At 60.2% G+C, this 13867-nt stretch carries 9 protein-coding genes and 1 pseudogene; 7 read left to right on the top strand and 3 right to left on the bottom strand.

Annotated elements, in window-relative coordinates:
- Positions 1 to 202 precede the first annotated feature (202 nt).
- The 3 genes and pseudogenes from QDY28_RS12620 (at position 203) to QDY28_RS12610 (ending at position 5564) form a co-directional block, all read left to right on the top strand.
- Positions 203 to 3839, top strand: a pseudogene (locus tag QDY28_RS12620) (hydantoinase B/oxoprolinase family protein).
- 39 nt (positions 3840 to 3878) lie between these two features.
- Entirely contained in the window at positions 3879 to 4424 is a 546-nt protein-coding gene (locus QDY28_RS12615; protein ID WP_442967512.1) for a winged helix DNA-binding protein, read from the top strand.
- Between the two features lie 309 nt (positions 4425 to 4733).
- Positions 4734 to 5564, top strand: a complete 831-nt coding sequence (locus QDY28_RS12610) for an MBL fold metallo-hydrolase (RefSeq protein ID WP_331382024.1) — start codon at positions 4734 to 4736, stop codon at positions 5562 to 5564.
- A 50-nt stretch (positions 5565 to 5614) separates the two neighbouring features.
- On the opposite strand, the gene QDY28_RS12605 is transcribed toward QDY28_RS12610, so the two are convergent.
- Both QDY28_RS12605 and QDY28_RS12600 read right to left on the bottom strand, forming a co-directional pair.
- Complete coding sequence (locus QDY28_RS12605) at positions 5615 to 6364, bottom strand: polysaccharide deacetylase family protein (protein WP_331382023.1); 750 nt, start codon at positions 6362 to 6364, stop codon at positions 5615 to 5617.
- The gene (locus tag QDY28_RS12600) at positions 6354 to 7457 is read right to left on the bottom strand and encodes a glycosyltransferase family 4 protein (RefSeq protein ID WP_331382022.1); all 1104 of its coding nucleotides are present in this window, start codon (positions 7455 to 7457) and stop codon (positions 6354 to 6356) included. The genes QDY28_RS12605 and QDY28_RS12600 overlap by 11 nt, the downstream gene beginning before the upstream one ends.
- 189 nt (positions 7458 to 7646) lie before the next feature.
- Here QDY28_RS12600 and QDY28_RS12595 point away from each other — a divergent pair, with 189 nt between their 5' ends.
- Positions 7647 to 9371, top strand: coding sequence for an adenylate/guanylate cyclase domain-containing protein (locus QDY28_RS12595; protein ID WP_331382233.1), 1725 nt, complete (start codon positions 7647 to 7649; stop codon positions 9369 to 9371).
- A gap of 85 nt (positions 9372 to 9456) precedes the next feature.
- Complete coding sequence (locus QDY28_RS12590) at positions 9457 to 10335, top strand: FkbM family methyltransferase (RefSeq protein ID WP_331382021.1); 879 nt, start codon at positions 9457 to 9459, stop codon at positions 10333 to 10335.
- Positions 10336 to 10338: 3 nt separating this feature from the next.
- Here QDY28_RS12590 and QDY28_RS12585 read toward each other — a convergent pair whose 3' ends face one another.
- A complete protein-coding gene (locus tag QDY28_RS12585; protein ID WP_331382020.1) occupies positions 10339 to 10818 on the bottom strand; it encodes a class I SAM-dependent methyltransferase in 480 nt (159 codons plus the stop codon).
- A 139-nt stretch (positions 10819 to 10957) separates the two neighbouring features.
- On the opposite strand from QDY28_RS12585, the gene QDY28_RS12580 reads away from it, so the two are divergent.
- Positions 10958 to 12163, top strand: a complete 1206-nt coding sequence (locus QDY28_RS12580) for a DUF3095 domain-containing protein (protein ID WP_331382019.1) — start codon at positions 10958 to 10960, stop codon at positions 12161 to 12163.
- A gap of 345 nt (positions 12164 to 12508) precedes the next feature.
- Positions 12509 to 13849, top strand: a complete 1341-nt coding sequence (locus QDY28_RS12575) for an adenylate/guanylate cyclase domain-containing protein (protein WP_331382018.1) — start codon at positions 12509 to 12511, stop codon at positions 13847 to 13849.
- Positions 13850 to 13867: the final 18 nt, after the last annotated feature.

Genomic DNA, 13867 nt, shown 5'->3' with positions numbered 1-13867 from the left:
GCGCGCGAATCTTCCCGATGCTGTTTCACATCGATGTATGCGCAATACAAATATCATCTCTGGTGCGTATGCCGATACCATTAATGCCGATTTGGGGCCGAGCGTTACGTTTCGCTCCCTGCCCAAGCCGACGATGATCTATGCTTGACGACAAAACATCGACGATTTATCGATATTTTATAAGTTAAGTTTAGGCGGTTTGGTGGAGGCAATCTTGTCGGACAGCACAGCGGGTCATTGGGATTTCTGGATCGATCGCGGTGGCACCTTTACCGACATTGTCGGACGCGATCCGTCAGGGGAATTGCATGCCCGCAAGGTCCTTTCGGAAAATCCCGAGGCCTATCGGGACGCCGCCGTTTACGGCATTCGCCTGCATCTTGGCCTGACGGATGGCGAGCCGATCCCGGCCGGCCTGATCGGCGAAGTGCGGATGGGCACGACGGTTGCCACCAACGCGCTTCTGGAGCGCAAGGGCGAGCGTCTGGCGCTGGTGACCACCAGGGGATTTCGTGATGCGCTGCGCATCGGCTATCAGGAGCGCAAGAAGATCTTCGCGACCGAAATCGTCAAGCCGGAAGCGCTCTATGATGACGTGGTCGAGATCGCGGAACGCGTGCTTGCCGACGGCACGGTGGAGCTTGCCCTTGACGAGCAGACGGCGGAGGCCGCATTGCGGGATCTGCGCGGCAAAGGCTATCGCGCCATCGCGATCGTTTTCATGCATGCCTATAAATTTCCGGCGCATGAAGCGGCCGTTGCCAAGATTGCAAGACGGCTCGGTTTCAAACAGGTTTCGGTCAGCCACGAGGTCTCGCCGCTGATCAAGCTGGTCGGCCGCGGCGACACGACCGTGGTCGATTCCTATCTCTCGCCGGTGCTCGGCCGTTACATCAACCAAGTCTCAGAAGAGCTTGATATTGCTCGCACGGGCGCGCGCGTCATGTTCATGATGTCGTCCGGCGGGCTGACCGCCGCCGACATGTTCCTGGGCAAGGATGCCATTCTCTCCGGCCCGGCGGGCGGCGTGGTCGGTCTTGCCAAGACCGGCGAACAGGCGGGCTTCGCCAATGTCATCGGTTTCGACATGGGCGGCACGTCGACGGATGTGGCACATTTCGATGGCGAATATGAGCGCGCGTTCGAGACGGAAGTCGCAGGTGTCCGTGTTCGCGCGCCGATGATGCTGATCCATACGGTGGCCGCCGGCGGCGGCTCGATCCTGCATTTCGACGGCGACCGTTTCCGTGTCGGTCCGGATTCCGCCGGCGCTTTCCCCGGCCCGGCGTGTTACCGCAATGGCGGACCCTTGGCGGTGACGGATGCCAACGTCATGACTGGCAAGCTGCTGCCGGAATTCTTCCCGGCGATCTTCGGGCCGTACCAGGACGAGCCGCTGGATGTTGAGACGGTGCGCGGCAAGTTCGCCGCGCTGGCCGCCGAGATCGGCGATGGCCGCAGTCCGGAGGAAGTGGCTGACGGTTTCATCCGCATCGCCGTTGCCAATATGGTCGAAGCAATCAAGAAAATCTCGGTGCAGCGCGGTTATGACGTGACGCGCTACGCACTCAATTGCTTCGGCGGCGCCGGCGGACAGCATGCGTGCCTTGTCGCCGATGCGCTTGGCATGAAAAGCATTCTGCTGCATCCGATGTCGGGTCTACTTTCGGCCTATGGCATGGGCCTCGCCGATATCAGGGCTACGCGGCAGAAGGCGCTCGGCGTGCCACTCGACGATGCCGCGCCGGCAGCCATTGCCGCTTTGGGCAGGCAATTGCAGGGCGAATGCGTGCCGGAACTGCAGGCGCAAGGCGTGGCGCCGGGCGATATCCGCACTGTCCAGCGCGCTCACATCCGCTATGCCGGCACGGATACAATGCTGGCGGTTGAGGTCGTCTTTCCCGCAATCGACGACCCTGCCCGGCTGCGCAGCGAATTCGAAGTGCTGCACAAGCGCCGCTTCGGTTTCGTTGCCGAGGATAAGCCGCTGGTGGTCGAGGCGGTCGAAGTCGAGACCATCGGAGGCGCTGCGGCCGAGATCGACGCCGAGCGGAAAGAGAGGGGTCAAGGCGAAGCCGACGCGGCCCGCCGCACATCCTTCCATTCTCAAGGCGAAAGCCATGACGCGGCCGTCGTGCTACGTGAGGCGGTCCTGCCGGGCCAGACGGTGACCGGACCGGCCATCATCATCGAGCCGAACCAGACCATTGTCATCGAGGATGGCTGGCAGGCAAAGTTGACGGCAAAGGATCACATCATTCTGACCCGCATCAAGGCTTTGCCGGAACGCACCGCCATCGGCACCAGGGCCGATCCGGTGATGCTGGAAATCTTCAACAATCTCTTCATGTCCATCGCCGAGCAGATGGGGGTGACCCTGCAGAACACCGCCTATTCGGTCAATATCAAGGAGGCTGGACTTCTCCTGTGCGGTCTTCGATGCCGAAGGCAATCTCGTCGCCAATGCACCGCACATGCCGGTGCATCTCGGCTCCATGGACGCCTCGGTCGCGACTGCCATCCGTGAAAACCCGGTCATTCATCCCGGCGACGTCTTCCTGATCAACGCGCCCTATAATGGCGGCACGCATCTGCCGGACCTGACCGTCTGCACGCCCGTCTTCGATGATGCCGGCAAGGATATTCGTTTCTGGGTCGCCAGCCGCGGCCACCATGCCGATATCGGCGGCATCTCGCCCGGCTCCATGTCGCCGCTTGCCACCCATATCGAGGAGGAAGGCGTCTATATCGACAATTTCAAGCTCCTCGATCGCGGCCGTTTCTGCGAAGACGAATTGGCGAAACTGCTGACCGGCGCCCGCTATCCGGTGCGCACGCTGGCGCAGAACGTCAACGATTTGAAGGCGCAGGTCGCCGCCAACGAGAAGGGCGTCGCCGAACTGAAAAAGATGATCGTCCACTTCGGCGAAGAGGTGGTCGATGCCTATATGGGCCACGTCCAGGACAATGCCGCGGAAAGCGTGCGCCGCGTTCTCGATCGCCTGCCGGATGGCGAGTTCAGCTATGAGATGGATCAGGGCTGCAAGATCGTCGTCAAGATTTCGATCGACAGGGACAAGCGTGAGGCAACGGTGGATTTCACCGGCACTTCGGAGCAGCGCGCCGACAATTTCAACGCGCCGCAGCCGGTGACCCGCGCGGCCGTTCTCTATGTCTTCCGCGTGCTGGTCGAGGCCGATATCCCGATGAATGCCGGTTGCCTGAGGCCGGTCCGGATCATCATCCCCGAGGGGACGATGCTGACGCCGAAATATCCCGCCGCCGTTGTTGCCGGTAATGTCGAGGTCAGCCAAGCCGTCACCAACTGCCTGTTTGGTGCCGTCGGCACGCTTGCCGCTGCCCAGGGCACGATGAACAATCTCACCTTCGGCAATGACGCCTATCAATATTACGAGACGATCTGCTCCGGCGCGCCGGCCGGTCCCGGCTTCAACGGCGCGGATGCAGTGCACACGCACATGACCAACTCACGCCTGACCGATCCCGAAATTCTCGAGACCCGCTTTCCCGTGGTGCTGGAGGATTTCCACATTCGTGCGAACTCCGGCGGCCGTGGCAAATGGAACGCCGGCAACGGCACGCAGCGGACCATCCGCACCCGCGAGAAGCTGGAGTTTGCCATACTCTCCGGCCATCGTCGCGTCGCGCCATTCGGCGTCAAGGGCGGTGAACCCGGCCAGACCGGCCGCAACTATGTCCGGCGCAACGACGGTGCGATGGAGGAGCTGATCGGCGCCGCCCATACGGTGCTGGACGCGGGTGAGGCCTTCACCGTCGTCACCCCGACCGGTGGCGGCTACGGCAAGCCGGGGGCATAGAAACTTGCCTTTGCCCGATAGTCTGCTTCTTCAACCTGGATATGTGAGGGCTCTTTGAGCAAGCTGAAGGAACCGAAATCTCCTCGCGACTTGATCGTGTCATCCGCTCATCTGGCGGTTGGCAGTTCCCCGGCCCTCTCCGAACTGGAGTACGGATCGATCCTCTTTTCGCATGCATTTAACCGCTGGATGGTGCGGTGCATGGCAGCTGCCGGTGTGCCGAGCCTATCGCCGATCGAGATCCTGATCATCCATTCGGTGCGCCATCGCGAACGGCCGAAGACGCTGTCCGATCTTTGTCTCGTGCTCGACATCGAAGATACCCATGTTGCCAACTACGCCGTAAAGAAGCTTCAGGCCGCCGGCCTCGTCAAAACCGGCAAGACCGGCAAGGAAAAGATGATCCAGGTGACTGACAGGGGCCTGGAGGCGCTGACGCGTTATTCCGAAATCCGTGAACGGCTGCTCGTCGAAGCAACAAAGCTTTCCGGCCTGTCCCAGGATGATCTTTCCGGTATAGCATCGCATTTGAGAGCTCTGTCGGGCTATTACGAGCAGGCAGCAAGGTCAGCGGCAACGCTGTAAGCTTAGCACGAGGCTGATCGATCTTCTCGAGGTAAAGGCATTAGACAGATCCGACGGCGGCGAAATCAAAGAAGCGACGCTTGAACGTCGAACTCATCATTTGTTGCTTGAAGCTTTATCTTTTTTTGTCGTCTCATACCTATATTAGCTTCTGTGCGATTCATTATTGAACATTGGCCGAACATCCGCGCTGATGAAACAGCGGGATTTGGTTTTCACGGGAGTATGGCTTTTGCGAAAATTGCTGGCTTCGCACGATAGGAAAAGTGTGCTTACGTTGACGGAAAGGGGAATGGTGTCAAAACTTCTATGAAAAACGATAATTTCGAGCTTAAGTTCTGGGGCGTGCGGGGAAGTATCCCCGTATCGGGACCGGAATTCGAGCGTTACGGCGGGAATACATCCTGCATCGAATTGCAGCATGACGGCAGACACTTGATTTTCGACGCGGGCACCGGCGCGCGGGAAGCGGCATTGTCGCTTGCGAAAGCAGGTGTTCGCGACGTCGATGTGTTCTTCACTCACTCGCACTACGATCACATTATCGGTCTGCCTTTCTTCAATCCGATCTATGACCCGAAGGTCAGCGTCGATATCTGGTCGGGCCATCTGGCCGGCAAGACGACGACGCGGCAACTGATCGGTCAATTCATGCGACCGCCCTGGTTTCCGGTGGAACCGGATATTTGTCGCGCGACCATGAAGTTTCGCGATTTCGTCGCCGGCGATACGCTGAAGCCGCATCCGGGCATCGTGATCCATACCGCCAAGCTCAATCATCCCGGCGGCTGTATCGGCTACCGTGTCGAATGGGCGGGCCGGATCATCGCGCTGGTCTACGATACCGAGCATATGGCCGGTCGGCTGGACGAAGCCGCACTTTCGCTGATGAAGGATGCCGATCTCGCCGTCTATGACGCGACCTACACCGAGCCGGAAATGCCGAAACATCTAGGCTTTGGGCATTCCACCTGGCAGGAAGGCGTAAAGCTGGCGAAGAAAGCGGGCGTGAAGCGCCTCGCGCTGTTCCACCACGCGCCGGCACGCACGGACAAGGAGCTGGAGGAGATGGAGCGAGATGCTCGGGCAAGCTTCCCGGGCGCCTTTGCCTCCTTCGACGGTCAACTGCTCGAGCTTTGAAGCGCCAAACGCGAAGCAGCGGTTCGGAGCAAGACCGCGCTTCCGCGCAGTTAACCCATGAAGGCGCCGACGTGGCGCCAGTCGACCGCCGTCTGAGCAGCCGTCTCTTCGAAGAGTGTTGCAATGAAATCCCACGCCAAGGCGTCGTGAACGAGGTGATGGGTGAGGATGCCGATCGGCTCATTGTTGCCGTCGAAACGATTTTGTAGTTCCCGCACGAGATAACCGACCAGCTCTCCATGTGGCCGGCCGCCATGCGTCCCATGCCAATCCATGATGTCGACATGGGTATTGATCAGCGCGATCGGCTGATCCGGTTTCGCCAATCCGTAGACGGAAACGGCACCGTATCCGAAGGCGGCGAGCTCGGGAAGCAACGCCTTGTCGATGCGATTCCATGGTGGCACTAGTATCGGAGCGAATTGGCTGGGATAGAGCGCCTTCAGCTTGTCAACGCCGCGGCGGAGCTCATCGAGGATGATCGCTTGCGGACGATGCGGACCAAGTTCCTGTTTTTTCGTCTCGTCTGGCGCGTAGTTGTGGTGCGTCCAGCCATGAACGGTCACCGTCAGAGCTTTCTGGCTCGCCAGCCGCATCGCCAGCGGCTCGCCGGTATAGGCGGGGATCACTGCCAACGTCGTCGGCACGGCGTAACGATCCGACAGCGCCAGCAGACGGTCGAGCGCCGCGGTCGGCTCGATGGCATCGTCGTCGCGAAACCATAGCGTCGCCCTTCGGCCGGCATCGGCCCAGCGCTGCAATTCGTCGCGCAGAGGCTGCCATATGGCTCTATCGCTCATAATAGGAATCTCCCAAATGCTTCCGCAGGATGGCTTCAAGTCGTTTCGAGGCGGCGGTCAACGACCGCTCCTCATGAACGAAGCGGTAGGCCGCTTTGCCCATCGCCCGGCGCTTCCGGTCGTCGTCGAGCAAACGCGCGATCGCGTCTGCATAGGCTCTTGGATCGCCCTCGGGCGTCAGAAAACCCGTGACATCGTTCATAACCACTTCCGGCACGCCGGCGGTCGCCTGCGCCACCACGGGCAGCCCGGCGGCCTGTGCTTCGAGATAGGCAAGTCCGTAGGCTTCGCCGCAGCCCGGCCAGACATAGATGCCCCCTGCCCGCAGCTCGGTCACGATTTCCGGCGTTGAACGTTCTCCGAGCCAGGTAATGCGGTCGGCATCGAACACGGAGAACAGCGTCCGCACCTCCCCTCGCATCGGCCCGTCGCCGACGACGGTCAGCGTCCAGTCGCGGTCCCGGATTAGTTCCAGCGCCTGCGCGAGCATCGTATAGCTATCGAATTTGTCGCCGCGCCGCATCATTGCGACTGATATCAGCCGATGCCGGGCGACGTCATCGGCCCCCGGCCCAAAGGGCGCCGTATCGATGAACGGCAGGAAGCGCGCATAGCGTCCCTCAGGCACGGCATCCAAGAGGCCGATCCGGTCGCGCTCGGTAAAACAGAGATTGACGGCAGCCTGCCGTACGGCCTCGGCGATCAGGCGCTGGTTTTCGCCCCAGCCGCGATCATCGTGCCGCCTGCTATAAGATGCCTCGGCGGTGACGTATGGAATGCCAAGCGATGCCGCGGCGAGCGGCCCGATCAGGTCGGGCGTCTTGTAGTACGGATGATAGGTGAGCCAGAGATCAGGCGGCGGCTCCGTGCGCCATTTCTCCAGCAATCTATCGGTTTCATCCGCTGCCTTTCGATCGATCTCAGGACGGGACGTGTCTTGCGGCGCCGGCGTGAAACTGCGCAACTCGGAGGCGATCTCGACCTTATGTCCCGCCATCTCCAATGCTGCGATGATCAGGCGCGCCATCAGCCGGTCGCCCGACGGCACCGGGTGATTGGGGGATTTCAAAGGAGCATAGAAGGCGATCTTCATGGCGCGCACGAATAGTTGACAATAAAGTGATAGTTTGGCCGGGAAAACGCCCGAATTCCGACGGCTTGCTTGACGATAAGGCTCCCGCTTCAAAAGCCGCATCCTCGACAGCATGCGGCATTGGAGCTAGAGGATTAGGCGATAACCGCTTTCCGTTCGTTTGTGAACGGGCAATATAAATTGGATTTGATGACCACCGAGGCGAGAACACCCATCATCTCCGATCGTATTGCGCGAAAGTTCCGCCTCGGCTCCGGTTTGGTCATCTTCGTCTTCGTGACCATGCATCTGGCCAATCATTCTCTCGGATTGATTTCGCTGAGTGCTGCCGATCAGGCGCAGCACTGGTTCATGGCCGTCTGGCGCAATCCGGTGGGCACCGTCCTTTTCTACGGCGCGCTGATCGTCCATATTCTGCTCGTGCTGCGCATGCTTTACAGGCGCCGCACGCTCGTCATGCCGCCCGGCGAGGCCTTCCAGATCGTCACCGGATTGCTGGTTCCGGTACTCTTGATCGACCATATTATCGGTACGCGCATTCTGCACTCCGTCTATGGTTATCACGACAATTACCGCGCCATCGTGCACAGTCTCTGGATCACATCGCCGGTAAACGGCGTGCGCCAGGCAATCGTCCTGGTGGTCGTCTGGATCCATGGCTGTATCGGTATCCATTTTTGGCTGCGCTACCGTTCCTGGTATACGGCCATTGCCCCCATCATGCTGTCTTTCGCCATCGTGCTGCCGGTGCTTGCCCTGCTCGGTTTTGCCGCTATGGGCCGAACAGTGTCGCATGAGGCGGCGCAGAACGATGAGCGCGGATTTCGGGGCGGCTATTACAGCGACATGCGCAGCTATGGCGAGACCGGGTCCATACCCGGCCGCCAGATGGCCAGCGCCATATGGCCTTATCGCGCCGGTTTCTACGGTGCTTTCAGCGCTTCCATCATCGGCCTTTTCGCTTTCCGCACCCATCGCAGGGTGCGCGAACGGCAGCATCAGGTGGCGATCCGCTACGCCGGCGGCGAAGTCGTGCATGCGCCCCGCGGTTTCACCGTGCTCGAAGCAAGCCGCCTCGGCGGCATCCCTCATTATTCCGTCTGCGGCGGCAAGGGCCAATGTTCCACCTGCCGCGTCCAGATCATCGAAGGCGCGGACAATCTGCCGCCGCCTGAGGCGCTGGAACAGAAGACGTTGAACCGCATCGGCGCCACGCCGGATGTCCGTCTCGCCTGCCAGTTACGTCCGACGGGAAATATCAGCGTCGTGCCGCTTCTGACGCCGATGGCGGAATCGACCATTCCCGTCTACAGCCAGACGGCAAGCCCTGGCCGCGAGCGTGAGATCGTCGTCTTTTTCTGCGATCTGCGTCATTTCACGACGCTGACCGAGTCGCGCCTGCCTTTCGATATCGTCTTCCTACTGAACCGTTATTTCGCGATCGTCGGCCGTATCATCGAGAACAATGGCGGCCGGATGGACAAGTTTATCGGCGACGGCGCCATGGCATTGTTCGGCCTGCGCACCACGCCGCAGGATGCCAATCGGCAGGCGCTCAAAGCCGCCGCCGAGATCATCAGGGAAATCGACAAACTCGGCGAAGAGCTGGCGGACGAGCTGACGGTCCCGCTCGAAGTCGTCGTCGGTCTTCATACCGGCTTGGCGGTGGTCGGTTCGATGGGCTACGGCAATGTCAAGAACGTGACGGCGATCGGCGACACCGTGAACGTGGCGAGCCGGCTCGAAAGCGTCGCGAAGGAATTCGACCGCGCGCTGGTCTTCTCCGAGCCGGTGGCGAGCCTCTCCGGCGTGGATATTGCCGGCATTGAAAGCCGTGAGATCGCCGTTCGCGGCCGCGGCGAGCCTCTGCGCGTCTATATCGTTCCGAAAGAGGAAAGCGGTCGCTTTGCGTAAGCCTTGCGCGCTAATTCCTTGAATTCAGGTCATTCCTTCAGCGGTTCCATTTGAAAGCGCAATGTTCTGGTGTAGAGATGGCGCAATGTCCGACCGCAAGATCTCAACTGCGAAATTCTGGAGACGCACCCTCCGCAAGATCAGGGATCGCGTCGCCACACGCCTGTTCGATACCCGCCTCGGCCGTGACATCCTGATCAGCGCCATCGGTCCGCGCGTGAAGACCATGACTGTGGATTGCGGCGATCATGTCCTGAGCTTTTCGCCCGCCGACTACATTGGCCGCAAAGTGTTTCGAAAGGGCCATTTCGAGCGCGACCATGTCGACCGGCTCCTGATGGTTCTGCGCGAGCGCGGCCTGCTGCGAAAAGGCACGGTCCTACTCGAACTCGGCGGCAATATCGGCACGCAGACCACGTATTTCGCCCTAAGCGGCGCTTACCGCCATATCGTTACCATCGAACCGGACCCACGCAATTTCCGGCTCCTATCGGTCAATATCGCCGATAACGGGATGCAGGATATGGTAACGGCGGTCAACTGCGCCGCCGGCGATCGTGAGGGACAGCTCGATTTTTATCTGAACCATAAGAACCATGGCAAAAGCAGCGTTTTTCGCCAAAGCGCAAGCGATAAAAAGATTTCCGTACCGGTCCGCCCCGTCGCCGATATGCTTGCCGATATCGGGATCGATGCCGGGGACATCGGACTGATCTGGATGGATATCGAGGGCTACGAGCCCGTTGCCGTCAGGTCGATGCAGGCGCTGATGGCTCGCAAGGTGCCGCTTTATATGGAATTTACGCCGGCCTTCTATGGCAGGGATCAGGCGGTCACCTTTGTCGCCGATCTTGCCGGCTATTACGTCGAATGCCTGGTCTTTTTCGAAGACCGCAGTGTCGCGATGAAGGTTGCCGATCTGCCGGTCGAAGGCGAGCAGTTTAACGTGTTGTTCCTGCGTTGACGGCTATCTGCGACGATAAATGAAATAGCGCCCTTCTTTCACACTCGATGGCAGGGGCAATGCGTCGAGATCGGCATGATCGAGCGGCAGACCACTGACGGCGAGACCGCGCGAGGAAAGGACGCCGGCCATGATCTCCGGCAGCCAAGTCAGCGTTGCGGCGTCCTTATCCTCATAACCGGTGCCGATATCGGCGTGCGCGAGCGCCGCGCCGATGCCGATGAAATCTCTGGCAGTATCCTTGATTTCGCCGAGCACGAGATTGCCGTCCTCCGGCATCGATGAGCCGAAGGCATGGGCAGCCCGGTCGAAGGCGACGACGCGTCGGTCCGGAAAAAGCTCGCGCAGATGATCGAAAGTGCGGCCGTTGCCGAGCCCAAGTTCCAACACGGGGCCGTCGAGTGTTTTGACCTCATCTGCAACGGCGTTGAGAATGTCTCGTTGTGCGGTCAGGCGGCGGATGAAACTATCCAGGCGGCTCATTCGTATAATTCCTTAGCGTCGTGGTGTCTCTCCCGCAGCCGGAGTAGCATGGGGGACGACACTGCGTCGACTGCCTGCTGGTTTTTCCATGCGGTTGTTGTAGGGATAGGCGTTGCGCCGCATGCTTAAGGGGGATGTCATGGCCGAGCTCTCGAACGACGATTTCTTCCGTAGTTTGCCGGTTTTCACTGATTTCGAAGGCGTCACCGACAGCAACCATTATCGGCCGCTTCCCGACGGCTGGCTCCTGGCGGTGGCCGATATCGTCAGTTCGACCAAGGCGATTGCATCGGGCCAGTACAAATCCGTCAATATGGCCGGTGCGAGCGTTATTTCGGCGGTGCTCAACGCGCTGGACAATGGCGACTACCCCTTTGTGTTCGGCGGCGACGGTGCCCTGGTGGCCATTCCTGCCTCCGGCGAGGATCGCGTAAGACAGGCACTGGCCGCCGTCCGGACGTGGGTCATGGAGGAATTGCAGCTCAGCCTGCGTACGGCGCTGGTGCCGATGGCGGATGTCCGGGCCGAGGGGCTCGATGTGCGCGTCGCCCGTTTCAGCCCCAGTGACTTCGTCTCCTATGCCATGTTCTCCGGCGGCGGCGCGAGTTGGGCGGAAAAGCAGATGAAGGCGGGACACTTTGCCGTCGAAGCGGCGCCGCAGGAGACGCGGCCGGATCTGACCGGTCTCTCCTGCCGATGGAATCCGATCGAGGCGCACAATGGCGAGATCGTCTCGATCATCGCCGTTCCCGGTGCTGCCGGCAACGGCCCCGAGTTCCAAAGCCTCGTTGCCGATATCATCACTATTTCCATGGAGCAGAACCGCGCCGGCCACCCGGTGCCGGTCGAAGGGCCGACCCCGGCGCTTGCGTTCGAAGGTGCCGAGATCGAGGCCCGAGCAACGGCGTCTGTGGCCAATCGCTGGCTGCGGAAACTTTCGATCGCCGCCCAGATCGTTATCATCTACATCCTCGACAAGTTCGGCATCCGCGCGGCAACCTTCGATGCCAAGATCTACCGGCGTGACCTCGCCGCAAATTCCGATTTTCGCAAATTCGATGACGGCTTGAAGATGACCATCGATGTGGACGCGGCGCGTCTTTCCCGCATCGAAGCCCGGTTGCGTGAAGCCGAAGCCGCGGGCGTCTGCCGTTACGGCTTGCATCGGCAGCAGAGCGCTCTGATGACCTGTTTCGTACCGACGCCGCTGATGCGGGATCACATGCATTTCATCGACGGAGCAAGCGGCGGCTATGCGATGGCGGCCATGGCACTGCGAGAAAAGTTTCGCGCTGCCGTTTCCTCCACTTTGGATACGCCCCTTGCGTCGTCTGGCACACCGTGACGTTTTTCCCTCTGGGAATATTTTCTTGAGCCGCATCGTTTTTGGCCATTGTTTCAGCGGCATGAGAGGCTTATCTAAACAAGAACAAAACGAGAGCCGGCAATTCTGGCGGCCCTTTTTTGTTGTGCCATATGTCCCCGGGACGCGTAGAAGGCGCAGCAAAATCTATTATGGCGCCGGCGCTATTCAAACCTTCTGGGAAAATACGCCGTCGTCTGCTGCATGGTTCGCTCATCCGACCGTGCCAAAATGCTTGGACACGACCTTATCGCCGCGCCCACATCATTTGGTAGACGGCGTGTCGCCGCGGAGGAGCATTTGGGATTGCGAGGATAGGCCGCAGGAATGATGACCGTTCATTCGAGTGTTTCCGATATTTTTCTCGACAAGGTTGCCGAATGGCTGACACAGTCGGCGCTGACAGGCGAAAATCTGGAAAGCATCGTTCGTGGTTTCTGCGAACGCATTGCTGCTTCCGGCCTGCCGATCGCGCGCGTGCATCTGACCTTCTCGATGCTTCACCCGCTCTATGACGCTCTTGGTTTCACCTGGCGCCGCGCCGGCGGGCTGACGATCGAAGGCTATCGGCATGTCGACGACAAGCCGGAGCGCTTCGTCCAGAGCCCTTATTATTATCTGCTCTCCAATAATCTCCTGCACCTGCGCCGCCGTGTCGATGTCGACGGGCCGTTGGAGTTTCCCGTCTTCGAGGACCTGCGCAAGGAGAAGATCACCGATTATATCGCCTTCGTGCAGACCTTCGGCGCCGGCTCAGCCCAGGGAATGATGGGCTCCTGGTCGACCGACAGCATCAGCGGCTTCAGTGAAGAGATGATCGGCGCGCTGATGCGCATGCAGAACCATCTCGCCATGGCTGCCAAGATGGCAGTGCTCGGCAAGCTCGCCAACAATATGCTCACCACCTATCTCGGCGGCGATGCCGGTAAGCGCGTGCTGAACGGGCAGATCCGCCGCGGCGACGGCGAGACGATCCGCGCCGCTCTCGTCATGGGCGACATGCGGCAGTCGACGCTCTATGCCGAGAAAGAAGGACGCCAAGCCTATATCGATACGCTGAACGAATTTTTCGACGCTATCGCTGCGCCGTTCAACCGCAATGGCGGCGAGATCTTGAGTTTCCTCGGCGACGGCTTCCTTGCCGTCTATCCCTGCGGGCGGCACAAGGATCCCTCCAAGGTCGCTTGCGAGGCGGCACTGTCAGCCGTTTTCCACGCGCAGAGCCGCGTTGCCGCGCTCAACAAGGATCGCAAGACGCGTGGCCTGAGCGAAGTTCGCTACGGCATCGGCCTGCATGTCGGCAATGTCATGTTCGGCAATGTCGGGCTCAGGGATCGCTTGACCTTCTCCGCCTTCGGCGCCGCCGTCAACGAAGTGCAGCGGCTGCAAGCGCTGACGAAGAAATATTCGACCGAGGTCGTCGCAAGTCAGGCCTTTGCTGGCTATACCGGCGGCGAGTGGGTGACGCTCGGCGAAGAGAGGTTACGCGGCGTCCGCCAGCGCTTCACGGTCGTACATCCGAAAGCCATAGCCGGGACGAACGGGACGACGGAAGTCTTTCATGATGTGGCCGCCGATGGTCTGTCGGAGGCCGAACAAGTCATCCTGCTTCATCGGGATGCCAAAAAGTTTGAGAACCGCCCGCAGGTCGAAAAGTTCATCCAGTGACCCGGAGGAGGCCATAGT

It is taken from the genome of Rhizobium sp. BR 362, assembly GCF_036528765.1.
Classification (GTDB): domain Bacteria; phylum Pseudomonadota; class Alphaproteobacteria; order Rhizobiales; family Rhizobiaceae; genus Rhizobium.
The sequence above is the reverse complement of the archived record's forward strand: the minus strand, read 5'-3'. Positions and strand labels throughout refer to the sequence as shown.